Origin of the sequence: Streptomyces cyaneofuscatus (genome assembly GCF_033109485.1) — a bacterium.
GTDB lineage: Bacteria > Actinomycetota > Actinomycetes > Streptomycetales > Streptomycetaceae > Streptomyces > Streptomyces cyaneofuscatus.
In genome coordinates this window covers 6,648,067-6,665,741 of the sequence record NZ_CP137002.1, presented here as the reverse complement: position 1 = coordinate 6,665,741, position 17,675 = coordinate 6,648,067, and the positions used below count along the sequence as shown (strand labels likewise).

At 72.2% G+C, this 17,675-nt stretch carries 18 protein-coding genes; 8 read left to right on the top strand and 10 right to left on the bottom strand.

Annotated features, from left to right (window positions below):
• Window positions 1-43 precede the first annotated feature (43 nt).
• The gene (locus R2B67_RS29380) at window positions 44-1,687 is read right to left on the bottom strand and encodes a monocarboxylic acid transporter (protein WP_018512244.1); all 1,644 of its coding nucleotides are present in this window, start codon (window positions 1,685-1,687) and stop codon (window positions 44-46) included.
• Entirely contained in the window at window positions 1,684-2,049 is a 366-nt protein-coding gene (locus R2B67_RS29375; RefSeq protein ID WP_018512243.1) for a DUF485 domain-containing protein, read from the bottom strand. Before R2B67_RS29375 ends, R2B67_RS29380 begins: the two co-directional genes overlap by 4 nt.
• A 347-nt stretch (window positions 2,050-2,396) precedes the next feature.
• Between R2B67_RS29375 and R2B67_RS29370 the strand changes: the two genes are divergently transcribed.
• Window positions 2,397-3,935, top strand: coding sequence for a S8 family peptidase (locus R2B67_RS29370; RefSeq protein ID WP_317822257.1), 1,539 nt, complete (start codon window positions 2,397-2,399; stop codon window positions 3,933-3,935).
• An 81-nt stretch (window positions 3,936-4,016) separates the two neighbouring features.
• Here the strand turns inward: R2B67_RS29370 and R2B67_RS29365 are convergent, their stop codons facing one another.
• Both R2B67_RS29365 and R2B67_RS29360 read right to left on the bottom strand, forming a co-directional pair.
• Complete coding sequence (locus tag R2B67_RS29365; RefSeq protein WP_317822256.1) at window positions 4,017-4,697, bottom strand: lysoplasmalogenase; 681 nt, start codon at window positions 4,695-4,697, stop codon at window positions 4,017-4,019.
• A complete protein-coding gene (locus tag R2B67_RS29360; protein ID WP_317822255.1) occupies window positions 4,694-5,608 on the bottom strand; it encodes a sterol desaturase family protein in 915 nt (304 codons plus the stop codon). The genes R2B67_RS29365 and R2B67_RS29360 overlap by 4 nt, the downstream gene beginning before the upstream one ends.
• Window positions 5,609-5,880: 272 nt before the next feature.
• Here R2B67_RS29360 and R2B67_RS29355 point away from each other — a divergent pair, with 272 nt between their 5' ends.
• From R2B67_RS29355 to R2B67_RS29330, 6 genes are all read left to right on the top strand, one after another.
• Complete coding sequence (locus R2B67_RS29355) at window positions 5,881-8,544, top strand: MXAN_6230/SCO0854 family RING domain-containing protein (RefSeq protein WP_317824979.1); 2,664 nt, start codon at window positions 5,881-5,883, stop codon at window positions 8,542-8,544.
• Window positions 8,545-8,650: 106 nt separating this feature from the next.
• Entirely contained in the window at window positions 8,651-9,664 is a 1,014-nt protein-coding gene (locus R2B67_RS29350; protein WP_237325224.1) for a DEDDh family exonuclease, read from the top strand.
• 63 nt (window positions 9,665-9,727) lie between these two features.
• On the top strand, window positions 9,728-9,961 hold the full coding sequence (locus R2B67_RS29345; protein WP_006123591.1) for a metallothionein: 234 nt from the start codon (window positions 9,728-9,730) through the stop codon (window positions 9,959-9,961).
• 78 nt (window positions 9,962-10,039) lie between these two features.
• Window positions 10,040-10,846, top strand: a complete 807-nt coding sequence (locus R2B67_RS29340) for an SURF1 family cytochrome oxidase biogenesis protein (RefSeq protein ID WP_317822253.1) — start codon at window positions 10,040-10,042, stop codon at window positions 10,844-10,846.
• Window positions 10,847-10,930: 84 nt separating this feature from the next.
• Window positions 10,931-12,724 (top strand): glycoside hydrolase family 15 protein, encoded by a 1,794-nt coding sequence (locus R2B67_RS29335; protein ID WP_317822252.1) that lies wholly within the window; start codon window positions 10,931-10,933, stop codon window positions 12,722-12,724.
• A gap of 4 nt (window positions 12,725-12,728) precedes the next feature.
• A complete protein-coding gene (locus R2B67_RS29330; protein ID WP_317822251.1) occupies window positions 12,729-13,484 on the top strand; it encodes an SDR family oxidoreductase in 756 nt (251 codons plus the stop codon).
• 20 nt (window positions 13,485-13,504) lie between these two features.
• On the opposite strand, the gene amaP is transcribed toward R2B67_RS29330, so the two are convergent.
• From amaP to R2B67_RS29305, 5 genes are read right to left on the bottom strand one after another with little or no spacing between them, the layout of a single operon-like run.
• On the bottom strand, window positions 13,505-14,083 hold the full coding sequence (gene amaP, locus R2B67_RS29325; RefSeq protein ID WP_317824978.1) for an alkaline shock response membrane anchor protein AmaP: 579 nt from the start codon (window positions 14,081-14,083) through the stop codon (window positions 13,505-13,507).
• 5 nt (window positions 14,084-14,088) lie between these two features.
• Window positions 14,089-14,778, bottom strand: coding sequence for a DUF6286 domain-containing protein (locus tag R2B67_RS29320; RefSeq protein ID WP_317822249.1), 690 nt, complete (start codon window positions 14,776-14,778; stop codon window positions 14,089-14,091).
• The gene (locus R2B67_RS29315) at window positions 14,775-15,122 is read right to left on the bottom strand and encodes an Asp23/Gls24 family envelope stress response protein (protein ID WP_109977200.1); all 348 of its coding nucleotides are present in this window, start codon (window positions 15,120-15,122) and stop codon (window positions 14,775-14,777) included. Before R2B67_RS29315 ends, R2B67_RS29320 begins: the two co-directional genes overlap by 4 nt.
• Window positions 15,119-15,310, bottom strand: coding sequence for a hypothetical protein (locus tag R2B67_RS29310; RefSeq protein ID WP_012381448.1), 192 nt, complete (start codon window positions 15,308-15,310; stop codon window positions 15,119-15,121). Before R2B67_RS29310 ends, R2B67_RS29315 begins: the two co-directional genes overlap by 4 nt.
• A 54-nt stretch (window positions 15,311-15,364) precedes the next feature.
• Window positions 15,365-15,838 carry an Asp23/Gls24 family envelope stress response protein gene (locus tag R2B67_RS29305; RefSeq protein WP_161267401.1) on the bottom strand — a complete coding sequence of 158 codons (474 nt, stop codon included), beginning with the start codon at window positions 15,836-15,838 and terminating at the stop codon, window positions 15,365-15,367.
• A gap of 95 nt (window positions 15,839-15,933) precedes the next feature.
• On the opposite strand from R2B67_RS29305, the gene R2B67_RS29300 reads away from it, so the two are divergent.
• Window positions 15,934-16,797 (top strand): hypothetical protein, encoded by an 864-nt coding sequence (locus R2B67_RS29300; protein ID WP_317822247.1) that lies wholly within the window; start codon window positions 15,934-15,936, stop codon window positions 16,795-16,797.
• Window positions 16,798-16,803: 6 nt separating this feature from the next.
• Here R2B67_RS29300 and R2B67_RS29295 read toward each other — a convergent pair whose 3' ends face one another.
• The gene (locus R2B67_RS29295; protein ID WP_317822245.1) at window positions 16,804-17,595 is read right to left on the bottom strand and encodes an enoyl-CoA hydratase/isomerase family protein; all 792 of its coding nucleotides are present in this window, start codon (window positions 17,593-17,595) and stop codon (window positions 16,804-16,806) included.
• Between the last annotated feature and the right edge of the window lie 80 nt (window positions 17,596-17,675).

Sequence of the window (17,675 nt, the reverse complement as noted above, 5' to 3'; positions counted from 1 at the left end):
AGGGGGTGGCGGATGCACCGAACGGCTGGGTGAATTCCTTCTCTCAGTGCGCTCCGGTGCCGGTGAGGGACTTGACCTCCAGCTCGGCGTACTTGTCGGTGTCGGGCTTCTCCTTGCCGATCACCGAGCCGAGCCAGCCGAGCAGGAAGCCCAGCGGGATCGAGATCAGGCCGGGGTTCTCCAGCGGGAACCAGGCGAAGTCGACGCTCGGGAACATCGAGGTCGGCTTGGAGGAGACGACCGGCGAAAAAAGCACCAGCAGGACGGAGGAGGAGAGCCCGCCGTAGATGGACCAGAGGGCCCCCTGGGTGGTGAAGCGCTTCCAGAAGAGGCTGTAGAGGATCGTCGGCAGGTTGGCGGAGGCGGCGACCGCGAAGGCGAGGGCCACCAGGCCGGCCACGTTGAGGTCGCGGGCGAGCGCGCCGAGTGCGATGGAGACGATGCCGATGGCGACGGTGGCCCAGCGTGCGGCGCGGACCTCCTCCTTCTCGGTGGCCTTCCCCTTGCGGATCACGTTGGCGTAGATGTCGTGCGCGAACGACGAGGAGGAGGCGAGGGTGAGTCCGGCGACGACGGCGAGGATGGTCGCGAAGGCGACGGCGGAGATCACCGCGAGGAGGATGGCGCCGCCGGTGGATCCGGAGCCGCCGCCGATCTCCAGGGCGGCGAGTGGTGCCGCCGTGTTGCCCGCCTTGTTGGAGGCGATGATGTCGTCGGGCTTGAGGATCGCGGCGGCGCCGAAGCCGAGCACGATCGTCATCAGGTAGAAGGCGCCGATGATGCCGATCGCCCAGTTCACGGACTTACGGGCGGCCTTGGCGGTGGGCACGGTGTAGAAGCGGATCAGGATGTGCGGCAGGCCCGCGGTGCCGAGGACCAGGGCGATGCCGAGGGAGATGAAGTCCAGCTTCGAGACGCCGGTGGCGCCGTACTTCAGACCGGGCTCCAGGAAGGCGGCGCCCTTGCCGCTGTTGCTGGCGGCGGTGCCGAGCAGGTCGGAGATGTTGAAGTTGAACTTCAGCAGGATCAGGAAGGTGATGAGCAGGGTGCCCGCGATGAGCAGGACGGCCTTGACCATCTGCACCCAGGTGGTGCCCTTCATGCCGCCGATGGTGACGTACAGGATCATGAGTACGCCGACCAGGGCGACGATGACGATCTTGCCGAAGTCGCTGGTGATGCCGAGCAGCAGCGAGACGAGGACGCCGGCACCGGCCATCTGGGCCAGCAGGTAGAAGATCGAGACGACGATGGTGGACGTACCGGCGGCGGTACGGACGGGGCGCTGGCGCATCCGGTAGGCGAGGACGTCGCCCATGGTGTAGCGGCCGGAGTTGCGGAGCGGTTCGGCGACCAGGAGCAGGGCGACGAGCCAGGCGACGAGGAAGCCGATGGAGTAGAGGAAGCCGTCGTATCCGAAGAGGGCGATGGCGCCCGCGATGCCCAGGAAGGACGCCGCGGACATGTAGTCGCCGGAGACCGCGAGCCCGTTCTGGAAGCCGGTGAACTGGCGGCCGCCCGCGTAGAAGTCGGACGCGCTCTTGGTCTGGCGGCCCGCCCACACGGTGATGAAGAGGGTCGCCACGACGAAGGCGGCGAACAGGGTGATGATCAGTGGCCGGTGCTCGCTCGCGTTCTCGGTGGCGGCGAGCTGGACGGCCGGATAGAGGGTGTGGGCGGCGCTCATACGTCGGCCTCCATACGGGACTTGATCGCTTCGGCCTTCGGGTCGAGCTTGCTGGCGGCGTGCCGGGAGTAGAGCACGGCGATGAGGAAGGTGGTGGCGAACTGGGCGAGGCCGAGGACGAGCGCCATGTTGATGTTGCCGACGACCTTGGTGCTCATGAAGCCGCCCGCGTAGTTGCAGAGCAGGACGTAGAGCAGGTACCAGGTCACAAAGGCGATGGTGAGCGGGAAGGCGAAGGAGCGGAACGAGCGGCGCAGGTCGGCGAACTCGGCACTCGCCTGCACCGCGTTGAACGCCTCGGTGGTGGGCTGGGCCGGGCTGGTGTCGGAACGGCCCTCGGGCGGCGGTGCATCGGTAGCCACGGAATCTCCTCGCGACGCGGGTGCGGTGAACTGGGGAACGGTGGGTGTCATAGGGAGGCCTCGATACCGGGGGACGGTGATGTGCCTCCTGGACAACGGCACGGAGGGCGCGACGAAGCGGTTCACCGGATCTTTCGCCTTCTCGGCCTCATCCCGGTGACCGGAAGCCCCTCCGTCCCGGTGGCCTGAAGTCGCCCGTACACATTCGGCCGCACAGGTGCACTCTTCGAACTCACTTGCCCCAAATCGTTGATGTGCCAGGAAGATCGGCGATAGCTTCACTCGTCATGTACGCGACCGAACACGCCAGGTGTCCGGTCGACCGGCACGGATGATGTGGAGAACCCATGGCTCATCTGGCATCGAGACGGACCCGCGCGCTCGCGCTGCCCGTCGGACTCGCGCTCGTCGCCTCGCTCGGCTTCCTGCCGGCGGCGTCGGCCACGGCGGCGCCCACCGGCGCACCGGCCACCGCGACCCCGCGGACCGACGGACCGAAGCTGAGTTACGTCGTGAACACCGGCAGCGGCCGCACGGCTGTCCAGCAGGTGGAGAAGGCCGTCAAGCAGGCCGGCGGCACGGTCGTCATCTCGTACGACCAGATCGGCGTCATCGTCGCCCACTCGCAGAACCCGGCCTTCGGCGAAACGATCCGCCGCGTACGGGGCGTGCAGTCGGCGGGCGCGACCCGGACCAACCCGATCGTGCCCCAGGCCACCAAGGACGTCGGCGCCATAGCGCAGCCGCTGACCGAGGCCCAGGCGGCCGCCGCGGCCGCACAGGCGACGGCGGAGGAGGACCCGCTGGAGCCGTTGCAGTGGTCGCTGCCCGCGATCAAGGCGGACAAGGCGCACCAGAAGTCGCTCGGCTCGAAGAAGGTGACGGTCGCCGTCATCGACACGGGCGTCGACGACACCCACCCGGACCTGGCGCCCAACTTCGACCGCGCCGCCTCCGTCAACTGCGTCACGGGCGCTCCGGACACCACCGACGGCTCCTGGCGGCCGACGGCGGGCGAGAGCGACCACGGCACCCATGTGGCGGGCACCATCGCCGCCGCGAAGAACGGATTCGGCGTGACGGGGGTGGCGCCGGGTGTGAAGGTCTCCGGCATCAAGGTCTCCACCCCGGACGGCCTCTTCTACACCGAGGCCGTCGTCTGCGGCTTCCTCTGGGCGGCCGAGCACGGCGTCGACGTCACGAACAACAGCTACTACACCGACCCCTGGCTCTTCGCCTGCAAGAACGACCCGGACCAGGGCGCCCTGGTCGAGTCCCTGACCCGCGCGGCCAAGTACGCCGAGCGCAAGGGCACGGTCAACGTCGCCGCGGCGGGCAACGCCCGCCACGACCTGTCCTCCGACACCATCGAGGACCGGACCAGCCCGAACGACACCGAGCCGGTCACCCGGACGATCGACCCGCGGGTCTGCCCCGACGTCCCGACCATGCTGCCGGGCGTGGTGACCGTCTCCGCGACGGGCGCCAAGGGCCTGAAGTCCTCCTACTCGAACTACGGCAAGGGCGTCATCGACGTCGCCGCCCCCGGCGGTGACTCGACGATCTACCAGACCCCCGAGCCGCCTGCCGTCAACGGGCTGATCCTCTCGACGCTGCCCGGCGGCAGGTTCGGCTACAAGGCCGGTACGTCGATGGCGTCCCCGCACGTCGCGGGCGTCGTGGCCCTGATCAAGTCCCGCCACCCCTACGCCTCGCCGGCCGCGGTGAAGGTGCTGCTGGGCCTCCAGGCGGACGCGAAGGCGTGCGGCGAGCCGTACGACTACAACGGTGACGGGGTCATCGACGCGGTCTGCGAGGGCGGCAAGAGCTACAACGGCTTCTACGGAGCCGGAGTGGTCGACGCGCTGGACGCGGTCCGCTGGTAGGTAGGCGGATGACGTAGCGACGAGCAGGGGCCCGGGGATCTCCCCGGGCCCCTGCTCGTACCTCTGTACTCCTACGTACTCCTACGACCGGCCGGCCCGCCCCGCCCTGAGCACCCCGAGGGCCAGCAGGAGCTGCGCGGCGATGTAGGTGAGCATCACCCAGAAGTCGGGGGCGGGCAGCCGGGGCCACTCCGCGATGCCGGTGGCGATGAGGGCGTCGGAGAGCAGGAAGAGCGCCCCGCCGGCCGCCGCGTACCGTCCGAGCACACCGGCCCGCCACGCCATCGCGGTGAGCAGCAGGCTGTAGCCGGCCACCGGAACACGCAGCTCCGCCGGGAGGTCGGACCAGATCAGGACGAGGAACACGGCGAGGACGACGGCGTACGCGATCCCCGCGGCCAGGGACGCACGGGTCCGGGCCTGCCCCCGCCCGAACAGCGTCAGATAGCAGACATGGCCGACGGCGAAGGAGCCCATCCCGAGGAGGAACGCCAGGTCGTTGTCGGCGAGCAGGAACACGTCCCCGCCCCACCCGAACAGCAGGGCGGCGATGAGCAGCCGGGGCCCGCCCTGGACGGTGGCGTACGCGGCGAGCAGCGGCATCAGCAGCGGCTTGGCGACCTGGTGGACCGTGTCGAGCCCGGCGAGAAGCCCCGCGAGGTCGACGGCGGCGGCGACCAGGAAGGCCCCGAGGAGCGGCCGCGCGAACCGCCCGGGCCCTGCCGTCTCCGGCCGGGCGGGGCGGGACGCGGTGGCGCTCATCGGGTGGGTTCCGGGGCGGCGGCCTGCGCGGGTACGGGGGCGGGCGCGGGTGGATCGACCGGTACGGCAGCGGACTTCGGCGCGGGCTGCCAGCCCGGCCCCCGGAAGACCCGCCCGGCGCGCTCGCTCCAGCTCCCGGCGGCCCGGACGTCCCGGGCGATCGCGGCGTACTCATGGGTGGCCACGCGCAGCGGGTTGTGGGTGGAGATGTTCTTTGTGAGCCCGTAGACGGGCCGCTCGGTCTCGGCCGCGAAGGACCCGAACATCCGGTCCCAGATGATCAGGATGCCCCCGTAGTTGCGGTCCAGGTAGCTGCCCTGCGAGGCGTGGTGGACGCGGTGGTGGGAGGGCGTGTTGAGGACGTACTCGAAGGGGCGCGGGAGCTTGCCGACGCGCTCGGTGTGGACCCAGAACTGATAGACGAGGTTGGCCGACTGGCAGAACGCGAGCGCCGCCGGGTGCACACCGCAGGCGATCAGCGGGAGGTAGAAGGGCCAGACGGTGGCGGAGGTCCAGGGCTGGCGGAGCGCGGTGGTGAGGTTGAACTTCCGGCTGGAGTGGTGGACCACGTGGCAGGCCCACAGGATCCGGATGACGTGGTGGCCGCGGTGGGACCAGTAGTAGAAGAAGTCCTGGGCCAGGAGCATCAGCAGGACGGTCCACCACACCACGGGCACCCGCAGCGGTGTCAGCTCGTAGACCCCCATGTAGATGGCCAGGATGGGGATCTTCCACAGCAGGTCGAACCCGAGGCTGCCGAGCCCCATCGTGACGCTGGTGGCGGCGTCCTTGGTGTCGTAGCCGGCCGCGTCCTCGTCCGGATGGAAGCGGTAGCTGACCATCTCGATCACGGTGAGCAGCACGAAGGCCGGTATTGACCACAGCACGACATCGGGCAGGTTCGGCTCCATGCGAGCACCGTAGGGCCGCCCGTCGGTGAGGGCTAGATGTTGTTACCCACAAGTATGCGAGATCTGGTGTCAGCAGTCTTTGGCACCTTCTGCCAAGGGACGGCGGGCCGATAAATACATGGCGCGTCCCAACACACCCCCCTAGGCTCCCTCTTGCGCGGGGGCGGCTCCGCGGTGTGCTTCCTTCTCCACCTCTTCGAATCCCGCAGCGCGCCCACTCTCCGCCCCCGCCCCACACCTCCTCCCTCTTCTCCCCTGGGGCCTGTTTGTCCGTGTCGCCGTCGCTGTCGTCCGTGCTGCTCCGCCGTCTTCGGACGGTGTACGTCGGGGAGGCCGGGCACCGGCCCGGTGATCCGCCGACCACGACCGGGCTGGTGGCCCTGGAGGCCGAGCTCCTGGATCGCGGGTTCGTCCTCACGCCGGCTCTGCACGCCGCCCTCGCGTGGCTCGGGCCCGCCGGACTGGCCGACGCGGGGAAGCAGTTGGTGGGGCACATCGACGCCGAGCTCGGCGCGGACCGTACACACATGCCGCTCTTCCGCAGCTTTCCGGCCTCCGTGCCGGACGACACGCTCCAGCTGTACGTGGACCGGGTGTTCACCCTGCTGTTCCAGTGGCCGCACCAGCCGTGCGTGCTCTGTTCCACGGTCGGCAGCGTGCACCCGGTCGCCCCCTGCGCCCATCTCGTGTGCCGGGAGTGCTGGGACGGTGCCGACTACTCCGGCTGTCCGGTCTGCCACCGCCGCACCGCCGACGACGACCCGTTCCTGAAGCCCGCGCCGCCGCGCCGGCAGGTGGAGACGGCGGCCGGGCCGGTGCAGCCGTTGGTCCTCGGCACCGACGCGGCGGCGGACGCGGTCACGGCGCTGGGGCGGCTGCTCGCGCGGCGCACCCCGTTGCCTCCGCAGGACCGGGACGACGTCGTGGCGCTGCTGGCCCACACCCCGGCGGGGCTCGACTGGCTGCCCGAGGAGATTCCCGTACGGGAGACGAAGGCGCTGGTCCTGGGCACGCTGCTGCGGGACCGGCGGACCCGGGACGCCGTGCGGGCGGTCCTGCCCGTCCGGCTGACCACCGCCACCGATGTGCTGCGGCTCCTCGCGGTGTGGTCGGGCGGCGGGGCGGACCTGCTGGACACGCCCCGGCACCGGTCCCTGCCGCGCGGGCTGCGGCGCGAACTCCTCGCCGTACTGGACGCGCTGGACCCCTCCTCGCTGGTCGAGGACGTCCTGCGGCACCCCGAGCGGTGGAAGCGGGCGGGCGAGACGCTGCACCCGAACGAGCAGCACGCCCGCCACCCCCGGGCCGCCCTGGCCTTCGCGGTGCTGCGGGCGACGCATGTGTCCACGGTGTCGGAGCCGCTCGCGGCGACCCTGGTGCGTACGGCGGCCGAGAACCCGCTCGCCGTACGGGCGGACGGGGCACTGTTCAAGGCCAACACCTGGACCGGGCGGGTCGAGCAGGCGTTCGCGGCGGGCGAGAGGGGCACCGTGATCGCCCTCCTCGCCCAGCGCCCGGGCACCCTGCTGCGCCGGCTCGACCAGGTGCTCCGGATGGAGGGGAACGCGGAGCCTCCGGATGAGGTTCCTCAGGACGCGGAGCCTCAGGACGCGGAGCCTCAGGACGGGGAGCCTCAGGACGGGGCGCCTCAGGACGCGTTGCTGCACGTGCTGGAGCACGGGCTCTCCGGCGCCGGGCCCGGTCCGCTGCTGGCCGCGCTGGGGCGGCTGAGGATCCGTGACGTTCCCGGCGGGCGGCGGGTGTTCTTCCCACGGGGCCAGGTGACGCACTCGTACACCCTCGACGACACCCGTCCCCCGCTGCCCGCCCCGACCGTGGCGCGGGTCTGCGCGCTGCTGGAACGCGAGGTGCTGCGGCGGCTCTCCACCGCGTCCCGTTTCGATGTGGCGGTGCTCGACGAGGGGCTGGCCGCGCTCGCCGTGCCCTCCGCCGAGAGCGCGGCGGCCAAGGCGCTGGTCGCGGTTCCCCGGGGGAGCACGCAGCCGTTGCCCGAGGGCGAGGTGCTGCGGATGTTCCTGCACTGGATGCAGCCGCCCGCCGAGATCGTCGACCTCGACCTGTCGGTGGCCTTCTTCGACGCCGACTGGACCTACCTCGGGCTCTGCGACTACACGAACCTGGTGTACCGGAACCGGGTGGCCGTGCACTCCGGCGACCTGACCTCCGCGCCCGCGCCGAGGGGCGCCAGCGAGTACGCCGACCTGGACCTGGACGGACTCACCCGGGCCGGGGTGCGGTTCGCGATGCCGGTGGTGTTCAGCTACAACAACGTGCCCTTCGAGCTGCTGCCCGACGCCTTCGCCGGGTTCATGGCGCTGCCGTCGGTGGACGGGCGCGTCGCGCACTTCGACCCGCGGACCGTCCGCCAGCGCTACGACCTGATCGGCCACTCCCGGGTCCATGTGCCGATGGTGGTGGACGTGGAGCGGCGCACCTTCCTCTGGACCGATCTGCATCTGCCGCCGTCGGAGGGCCACCACAGCGTGAGCCGGCACATCGACGAGCTGGGCCAGGCGGGCAGGGACCTGTACCAATACTTCTCGGCGGGGCGGACGACGCTGTGGGACCTGGCGGTGTGGCACGCGGCGGCCCGGACCGACGAGGTGGCGGTCTTCCGCCGGGACGGGTTGGTGCGCTACCTGCGCGGGGCTGGGGAGGACACGGCCGCCTTCGCGAGGCGGATACGCAACTTCCGCACCCCGGACGCGGAGGAGCCGCACGGCACGGGGTCCGCAGACGGGGTCGCTGCGATGGAGCGGGCGGCGGCCGGGAAGCGGGTGCTGCTCGCAGTGGTGAACGGGGACGCGGCCCCGGAGAAGGTGAGCGGCACGGTCTACCGGCTGCTGCCCGGTCCGGTGGACGGCTGCGGACTCGACCGGGTGGCCGCGGGCGACCTGGTGGCCGCGCTCGGCTGACCCGAAAGGGGCTTACGGGGAACGGAGTTGCGGGTTTCGCGGCGGTGCTCCGGGCCCTGCCCCGCCCGGCCGAATAGGGGTCTGTCAGTCCCGGCCCGTATTCTCTGTGACCATGCTCGACGACCGCCAGACAGCCGCACCGTGGCCGACCGCCTACCCCCAGGGGTACGCGGTCGTCGACGTGGAGACCACCGGCCTCGCCCGCGACGACCGGATAGTGTCCGCCGCCGTCTACCGGCTCGACGCCCTGGGCAATGTCGAGGACCACTGGTACACGCTGGTGAATCCGGAGCGGGACCCCGGTCCCGTCTGGATCCACGGGCTGACGAGCGACGTGCTGGAAGGCGCGCCGCTCTTTCCTGAGGTCGCCGCCGAGCTGTCGGCGCGGCTCGCGGACCGAGTGCTCGTCGCGCACAACGCGGCGTTCGACTGGTCGATGATCGCCCGGGAGTACGCGCGCGCCTCGGTGGTCGCCCCGGTCGAGCAGCGGCTCTGCACGATCGCGCTCGCCAAGGAGCTGCGGCTGCCGCTGCCCAACCACAAGCTGGCCTCGCTCGCCGCCCACTTCGGCGTCGTACAGCAGCACGCCCACCACGCCCTGGACGACGCCCGGGTGCTGGCCGAGGCGTTCCGGCCGAGTCTTCACGCGGCGGCCCGGGGCGGGGTGCGGCTGCCTCTGCTGGAGTGCCGGCCGCTGACCGAGTGGTCGGACTCCCCCGTCGCCCCGCGCGTCGGGTATCAGCCCGCGCGGCAGCCGAACAGCTGGCGGCCCTCGCGGAAGCGGCCGGCCTGCCCGTATCCCAATCCGGGGCGGTACGAGAAGGAGAAGCCTCTCAAGCAGGGGATGCGGGTGGCGTTCTCCGGGGACACCTCGATCGACCGGGAGCTGCTGGAGGACCGGGCGGTGGAGGCGGGGCTGCATGTGGCCACGAGCGTGTCGCGGCTGACCAGTCTGCTGGTGACCAACGACCCGGACGCGGCGACGTCCAAGACGCAGAAGGCGAAGTCGTTCGGCACACCGATCCTGGAGGAGAGCGCCTTCACCCATCTGCTGCGCGATGTGGCGCCCGCCGACGGGGCTGTGCTGCCGCACCAGGCGCCGCCACCGTCATCGGAGTGAACCGGGCGCGACTCGCCAGGCCGCCGCTCGCCCGTCGCCGCCCGGCGTCCCACCCTGTGGCGCATGGCACGTTGTGAGGTTTGCGGAAACGACTACGGCATGTCCTTCGAGGTGCACGCGCAGGGCGCGGTGCACGTCTTCGACTGCTTCTCCTGCGCCATCCACCGTATGGCGCCGATCTGCGAGCACTGCCGGGTCCAGGTGATCGGGCAGGGCGTCGAGGCGGACGGGCACTGGTACTGCGGTGCCCACTGCGCCCGCGCCGAGGGGAAGGCGGGCATCGTGGACAAAGTGTGAGAGAAGATCTCATTGCCGGGCCTCCCCGGCGCCACCCCTGAGTGCCGCACCCCATGACCCCGGCTGTACGGTCATGGGGTGTACCGCTTCCTGTTGACCCGGCAGTGGGTTCTCCTCACCCTCCTCGCTCTCGTCCTGATGCCGACCATGGTCGAGCTGGGTTTCTGGCAGTTCCACCGCCATCAGCACCGGGTCGCGCAGAACGAGCTGATCTCGCGGAACCTGAAGGCCGATCCGCTCCCGGTCACCGATCTCACCTCCCCCGGGCACACCGTCCCGCGCGCCGACTACTGGCGGGCGGTGACCGCGACGGGCACGTTCGACAGCGAGCACGAGGTGGTGGTCCGCCGGCGCACGTCGGAGGACGACAAGATCGGCGTGCATGTGCTGACCCCGCTGGACCTCAGGGACGGGGGCACCGTCCTGGTCAACCGGGGCTGGGTGCCCGCCGCCCCGAACCAGACGTCGTACCCGGACGTGCCGCCCGCCCCCCGCGGCGAAGTGACCGTCACCGGGCGGCTCAAGGCGGACGAGACGACCGGCAGCAGCGGCATCAAGGACCTGGCGGGGCTGCCGGACCGGCAGGTGATGCTGATCAACAGCGAGCAGCAGGCGCATCTGCTCTCCCGCGAGGTCCTCGGCGGGTACATCGAGCAGACCGCCCCGCAGACCGCGGGCGGGCTGCCCGAGCAGATCCCCGACCCCGACGACAGCTCCATCGGCGCGCACATGGCGTACGCCGTCCAGTGGTGGCTGTTCGTCGCCGCCGTCCCGGTCGGCTGGATCATCCTCGTACGGCGGGAGAAGCGGGACCGCGAGGAGGCCGCCGCGAAGGGTGAGCCGGCTGCGGAGGACAGCGAGCAGCCCGCCCCCGCGAGCGCCTGAGGGCCCCTCCGTCCGGGGGCTCTGAGAGCTCCGGCACACCGGTCGGCTGGTTGACGAGGGTCCTGTTCGGGAACACGCCAGAGCGTGACCCCACGCATCGAGGACTACGCCCTGATCGGCGATCTCCAGACCGCCGCGCTCGTCGGCAGGAACGGTTCGATCGACTGGCTCTGCCTGCCCCGCTTCGACTCCGGCGCCTGCTTCGCCGCTCTGCTCGGCACCGAGGAGAACGGCCACTGGCGCATCGCGCCTGCGGGCACGGACCCAGCGGACACCTGTACCCGGCGCGGCTATGCGGGTGATTCGCTGGTCCTGGAGACGTACTGGGAGACCCGGACCGGCACGGTCAAGGTCGTCGACTTCATGCCGCAGCGCGACAAGTCGCCCGATGTGATGCGGATCGTCGAGGGCGTCAGCGGCACCGTCGACATGAGCTCCGTCCTGCGGCTGCGCTTCGACTTCGGGTCCGTGGTGCCCTGGGTGCGCCGCTCGCACGGCCACCGGGTCGCGGTCGCCGGGCCCGACTCCGTCTGGCTGCGCAGCGAACCGCCGGTCAAGACCTGGGGCCAGCAGTTCAGCACCTGCTCCTCGTTCACCGTCACCGAGGGCGAGAGCGTGGCGTTCGTCCTCACCTGGCACCCCTCGCACTCGCCGCGCCCGAAGCTGATCGACCCGCACAAGGCGCTGAAGCACACGCTGCACGACTGGGCGAAGTGGACCGAGCGGTGTACGTACGAGGGGCCGTACCGCGAGGCCGTGCTGCGTTCGCTGATCGTCCTCAAGGCGCTGACGTACGCCCCGACGGGCGGCATCGTGGCGGCCCCGACCACCTCGTTGCCGGAGGAGATCGGGGGCGTACGGAACTGGGACTACCGCTTCTGCTGGCTGCGGGACGCCACCCTGACCCTCGGGGCGATGGTCTCGGCCGGCTATCTGGAGGAGGCGGCGGCCTGGCGCGACTGGCTGCTGCGGGCCGTGGCCGGGGATCCGGCGGACCTCCAGATCATGTACGGGCTCGCGGGCGAGCGCCGGCTCCCCGAGATGGAGCTGCCCTGGCTCGCCGGGTACGAGAACTCCCGCCCGGTGCGCACCGGCAACGCGGCCGTCCGCCAGCGCCAGCTGGATGTGTACGGGGAGGTCATCGACGCGCTCCGGCTGGCCCGGGTCGCCGGTCTGGACGACAAACCGCACGCCTGGAACCTCCAGCTCAGCCTGCTCGGCTTCCTGGAGTCGTCGTGGCGGGAGCCGGACGAGGGGCTGTGGGAGATCCGCGGAGCGCGGCGCCACTTCGTGCACTCCAAGGTGATGGCCTGGGTCGCCGCCGACCGGGCGGTGCGCTCGCTGGAGGAGAACCCCGAGCTGCCCGGGGACGCGGACCGCTGGCGGGCGATGCGGGACGCCGTGCACGCCGAGGTGTGCGAGAAGGGGTACGACCCCGTGCGGAACACCTTCACCCAGTCCTACGGGTCCAAGGAGCTGGACGCCGCGACGCTGCTCATCGTGCGGACCGGGTTCCTGCCGCCCGACGACCCCCGGGTCACCGGCACGGTCGACGCGGTCCGCGACGAGCTGGGCAGCGACGGTCTGGTCCGCCGCTACAGCACCGAGGGGGTCTCCGTCGACGGGCTGCCCGGCGACGAGGGGGCGTTCCTCGCCTGCTCGTTCTGGCTGGTGGACGCCTTGCAGCGGATCGGCAGGCCCGACGAGGCGCGGGAGCTGTTCGAGCATCTGCTGGAGCTCCGCAGCGACATGGGGCTGCTGGCCGAGGAGTACGACGTCGCGGCCGGCCGGCAGCTGGGCAACTTCCCCCAGGCGTTCAGCCATATCGGACTGGTCAACTCCGCGGTCGACCTCGCCGGGGTGGACCCGGCAGGATAGGGCCATGGATCTTGGACTGAAGGACCGCGTGTACATCGTCACCGGCGCGACCCGGGGGCTCGGCAACGCCACGGCGCGCGCCCTGGCCGCCGACGGCGCGAAGGTGATCATCACCGGCCGGGACGAGAAGGACGCCGAGGAGGCCGCCGCCGAGCTGGGGCCGGACGCCGTGGGGCTCGCCGCCGACAACGCCGACCCGAGCGCCGCCCAGCGGCTGGTGGACACGGCCAAGGAGCGGTTCGGCCGGCTCGACGGCGTACTCATCAGCGTCGGCGGGCCCGCGCCCGGCTTCGCCGCCGACAACACCGACGACCAGTGGCAGACGGCGTTCGAGACGGTGTTCCTCGGGGCGGTCCGGCTGGCCCGGACGACCGCCGCCGCGCTGGGCGAGGGCGGCGTCATCGGCTTCGTCCTGTCCGGGTCGGTGCACGAGCCGATCGGCGGACTGACCATCTCCAACGGGCTGCGCCCCGGCCTCGCCGGTTTCGCCAAGTCGCTCGCCGACGAGCTGGGGCCGCGCGGCATCCGGGTCGTCGGCGTGCTGCCCGCCCGGATCGACACCGACCGGGTCCGCGAGCTGGACGCCCTGTCGGGCGACGCCGAGGCGGCCCGTACGGCCAACGAGGCGCGCATCCCGCTGCGGCGCTACGGGACGCCGGAGGAGTTCGGGAAGACCGCGGCCTTCCTGCTCTCCCCCGCCGCCTCGTATCTGACGGGGATCATGGTGCCGGTCGACGGCGGGTCGCGGCGCGGGTTCTGAGGGGCCCGGTCCACGGGCCGTCAGGTCACCCGCTCCGCGCGGTGCTTGACGGCCCGCAGCCGTACCTCGGCCGGGAGCTCGTCCAGGCCCGCCGACTCGCGGGCGTGGGCCAGCGCTCCGTCGGCCACCGCGTTCAGCGCCTGCTCGGGGGCGGCGTGCGGCTCCATCAGCAGCCGGACACGGGCCTGCGGGGCGGTCCGGCGGCCGGTCAGGGCCGCCTGGGCGCGGGCCACTCCGTCCACTTGCCCCGCCTCGTCGGCGAGCACGCCCTCCAGCGCCTTGCCCCGCACCCGCGCGCCCTCACCGTCGCCGCTGTCGACCAGCACGTCGGCGAGGCGGCCGCGCCGGAGCTGGGCGAGGAGCCACCACAGGGCGAGGACGACCAGGACGGCGAGGACCGCGATCACGGTCGGCCACCACCAGCCCTCGTCGCGCCAGCGGCCCCGGTCGGACGCGCTGAGCAGCACGTCGTTCTTGCCGTCCCAGGGCCACCAGCTGGGCACGGAGGCGCCGAGGCCGACGGCGAGCGCCCCTCCGCCGACGACGATCAGGACGAGCCCGGCGAGGGCCAGCAGGACCCGGTTGACGGTGGAGCGCATGCCGCTCATCCCTTCTTCGCCGGCCGGTGCACCTGGACGGAGAGACCGGGCGGCTTCGCCAGGCCCAGTTCCCGGACGGCCGTGGTCAGTACGGAGTTCAGGTCGCCGCGTACGTCGTCGAGTTCCCGGAAGTGCGAGAGGGCGCGCACCTTCGCCTTGCGCCGCCCCATCCGGACCCGGACGGACTGCACCCCGGGCACCCGCACGGCCCGGTCCCGCAGGACGAGTGCGGCGGCGGTCCGGTCGAGTCCGGCGCGTACGCCGGCGCGGTCACGGCGCATCGGCAGCAGGTCGCGCAGTCCGGGGGTGAGGGCGAGCAGGAGCAGCCAGAGGCCGATCAGCGCGGCGACCCCGGCACCGATGAGCACCGCGACATCGTCGAGCTGCCGGTCGGCGAGGCCGTCGGCCAGCGAGCGCCGCCACTGCATGGCCGGGTGCCCGGCCCGTACGGCGGCGATGTCGTAGAGCAGCAGCCCGGCGGCGCCCAGAAGCACCAGGGCCAGCAGGGCGGCCGGGATCCGGCGCGCGGACCAGAAGCGGCCGGCCCGGCCGCCGCCCTGTTCCAGGGTGGGGACCCGGTCGTGGTCGGCGGGCGTGCCGGGGCCGGGGGTGTGCGTCCCGCCTCCGTCCTGGTCCACCGTGGGCATCCGCCGGGTGGAGCCGGCGGGGCCGCCGTGATCGCCGGGTTCGGTCATCGGATCCTCCCCTGTGCTCCGCTCGTGGCCGGGTGCAGCCGCTCGACCTGGACGGCCACCTCGGGCACCTCCATGCCCGCCAGCGCCTTGACCCGCTGGGCGACCCTGCTCCGTACGGCACCGCACTGGCGGCCGATGTCGCCGGGGTAGCCGAGCTCCAGACTGACCCGGACGCGGGCGGCGTCGCGGTGGACGGTGACCGTGGCGCGCGGGGAGGCCCCGTCCGGGGGCGGATCGTCGACGGCTTCCTTCGCCGCCTGGGCGGCGATCTTGGCGACGACCCGGTCGGCGATCCGGGTCTCACCCCGCTCGGCGGCGGCGACCCGCCCGGTCACCGCCGTCACCGTCGCCGGTCGCCGCGCTCGCGACTCCGGAAGAAGTCGCCGGGTTCCAGGTCACCGTCCAGGAAGCGGCCGGCGATGAAGCCGACCGCGCCCAGCGCGGCCACCAGTACGAAGGCTCCGAAGCCGCCGAAATACCCGGCGAACCCGAGCGCCATGCCGGCCAGCAGACCGGCCACAGCCATGCTCATCGTCTCTCCTGAACTGCCTTGCGGCGTCAATGTTTTGCGGCGGGGAAACCGGAACTACTGGACGCGCTGCGACTCGCCGTCGTCCTCGTCGTCGTCCTCGTCGGGCAGCTTGACGTCGCTGACCGCGATGTTGACCTCGACGACTTCGAGGCCGGTCATGCGCTCCACCGCCGAGACGACGTTCTGGCGCACATCGCGGGCCACGTCGGAGATGGCCACGCCGTAGTCGACGACGATCTCCAGGTCGAGGGCGGCCTGGGACTCGCCGACCTCGGCCTTCACACCGCGGGTGACGGACTTGCCGCCGCCGGGGACCCGGTCGCGGACCGCGCCGAAGGTCCGGGACAGCCCGCTGCCCATGGCGTGGACGCCGACCACATCGCGTGCGGCCATTCCGGCGATCTTCTCGACGACGCCGTCGGCGATGGTGGTGCGGCCGCGGGTGCCGGGATCGCCTCCGCCGCGCTTGCTCAGGGGGGACTTGCCCGAACCGCTGTCGGGACTGTTGCGCTGGGGTGTCTCAGTCATCGCCGCTCTTCCCTTCGGGGCGGGGTGGGGACTTCCTCCGCCCACGTTAAGTGCGCTTGCCCGGTCCCGCGCCGTGGATACGGCAGGCTGGGGCGATGACGACGGAGCGGAGCCCGCAGAGGGCCGACGGATGGACAGCCGCGGTACGGCAACGCCTGGGCCTCGGCAGACTGCTCCCGCTGGGTGGCGCGGTGGACGGCGCCTGGATCGCGGAGACGGCGGCGGCCTCGGTGCTGCGCGGGGCGACCGTGGAGGGCGCGGTGCTGGGAACGCTGAGGATCGGGCCGGCCCGGGAGGCGACAACCGGTGCGGAGACACGGCCGGAGGCGCAACGTCCGGCAGGGACGGGGGGTACGGGAGGTCCGGCGGGAGCAGGGGGTCCGGCGGGGGCAGGCGTCGTTGCGGAGGCGGGTCTCGCCCTGCCTCCGGCGCCGCCGAGCGGTCTGCCGCCCGGGCCGCTGAGGATCGAGGCGGAGTTCCGGGCGGCCGGGGACCGCCCGCTGCCCGACTCGGCGGCCGCCCTGCGCGCGGCGCTCGTCACGGCGGCCGCCGCCCGGCTCGGCCTGGAGATCGCGGAGGTGGACCTGCGGGTGACGGCATTGCTCGACGACGCTGCGCCCGATCAGGTGACGGACCCGGCCGACGCACCCAACCCGCCGGCCCCGGCCCCGGTCGCGAAGGCGGAGGCGGAGGGGCCTGCGGGAGAGGCGGCTGCGGCGGTCCCCGGTGTCGTCTCACTGACCCGGGTCCTCGGCGGTGCGGTGCACACCGCCCAGGACCACATCCGGGTCGAGGTGGCGACGGCCGGGGACCACCGGGCCCTCGATGTGGCCCGGTCGGTGCGCACGGCGGTGTCGGCGGCCACGGCGGACCGGCTGCCGGTGTCGGTGCTGGTCACCGACGTGGTCGAGGCGCCGCGCGCTAGCCGTCAGCGCCCGGCGCTCCCTGCTGGTCGGTGATGCCCGCTAGTCGGTGATGCCCGCGAGGTCGCGCAGCCTGCGGCCCTGGGCGGCGCGCTCGGCGGTGCGCTGTTCCTCGTAGTCACGGGAGACGGCGCCGGCCAGCAGGGCCTTGGTCTCCACGACGGCGTCGCGGGGTGGGGAGACCAGGGCGGCGGCCAGGTCGCGGGCCGCCGCGTCGAGCTGGTCGGCGGGGACCACGAGGTTGGCGAGGCCGGTGCGCTCGGCCTCCTCGGCGTGGACGAACCGCCCGGTGGCGCAGATCTCGAGCGCGCGGGCGTACCCCACGAGGTTCACCAGAGGGTGGGTGCCCGTGAGGTCGGGAACGAGGCCGAGGCTGGTCTCGCGCATGGCGAACTGCACGTCCTCGGCGACGATCCGCAGATCGCAGGCGAGGGCGAGCTGGAAGCCTGCGCCGATGGCGTGGCCCTGGACCGTCGCGATCGACACGAGGTCGTTGCGGCGCCACCAGGTGAACGCCTCCTGGTACTCGGCGATGGTCGCGTCGAGCTCGGCCTCCGGGCCGCGCGCCATGTCGAGGAAGGACGGCTCGCCGTCGAACCCCTCGGGGGTGAACGCCTGCCGGTCGAGGCCCGCGGAGAAGGACTTGCCCTCGCCGCGGAGCACCACGACGCGGACATCGCCGGGCAGCACCCGTCCGGCCTCGGTCAACGACCGCCACAGAGCGGGAGACTGGGCGTTGCGCTTGGCCGGGTTGGTGAGCGTCACCGTGGCAACCGCGTCTTCGACGGTGAGCCGTACGCCGTCCTTGTCGAGCACAGGGTCGAGCGAGGTCATGGGGCGCCTCCGGATCGGGTGCAGTCAGCACTCAGAAACTAAGTGACTGAACAGTAACCACCCGGACGACCTCGCGGTCA

Bases quoted from the DNA above. Each gene is read 5' to 3' on its own strand.
- R2B67_RS29380 (WP_018512244.1), bottom strand. From the start codon at position 1,687: ATGAGCGCCGCCCACACCCTCTATCCGGCCGTCCAGCTCGCCGCCACC.
- R2B67_RS29370 (WP_317822257.1), top strand. From the start codon at position 2,397: ATGGCTCATCTGGCATCGAGACGGACCCGCGCGCTCGCGCTGCCCGTC.
- R2B67_RS29365 (WP_317822256.1), bottom strand. From the start codon at position 4,697: ATGAGCGCCACCGCGTCCCGCCCCGCCCGGCCGGAGACGGCAGGGCCC.
- R2B67_RS29360 (WP_317822255.1), bottom strand. From the start codon at position 5,608: ATGGAGCCGAACCTGCCCGATGTCGTGCTGTGGTCAATACCGGCCTTC.
- R2B67_RS29345 (WP_006123591.1), top strand. From the start codon at position 9,728: ATGGCACGTTGTGAGGTTTGCGGAAACGACTACGGCATGTCCTTCGAG.
- R2B67_RS29330 (WP_317822251.1), top strand. From the start codon at position 12,729: ATGGATCTTGGACTGAAGGACCGCGTGTACATCGTCACCGGCGCGACC.
- amaP (WP_317824978.1), bottom strand. From the start codon at position 14,083: ATGCGCTCCACCGTCAACCGGGTCCTGCTGGCCCTCGCCGGGCTCGTC.
- R2B67_RS29320 (WP_317822249.1), bottom strand. From the start codon at position 14,778: ATGACCGAACCCGGCGATCACGGCGGCCCCGCCGGCTCCACCCGGCGG.
- R2B67_RS29310 (WP_012381448.1), bottom strand. From the start codon at position 15,310: ATGAGCATGGCTGTGGCCGGTCTGCTGGCCGGCATGGCGCTCGGGTTC.
- R2B67_RS29305 (WP_161267401.1), bottom strand. From the start codon at position 15,838: ATGACTGAGACACCCCAGCGCAACAGTCCCGACAGCGGTTCGGGCAAG.
- R2B67_RS29300 (WP_317822247.1), top strand. From the start codon at position 15,934: ATGACGACGGAGCGGAGCCCGCAGAGGGCCGACGGATGGACAGCCGCG.
- R2B67_RS29295 (WP_317822245.1), bottom strand. From the start codon at position 17,595: ATGACCTCGCTCGACCCTGTGCTCGACAAGGACGGCGTACGGCTCACC.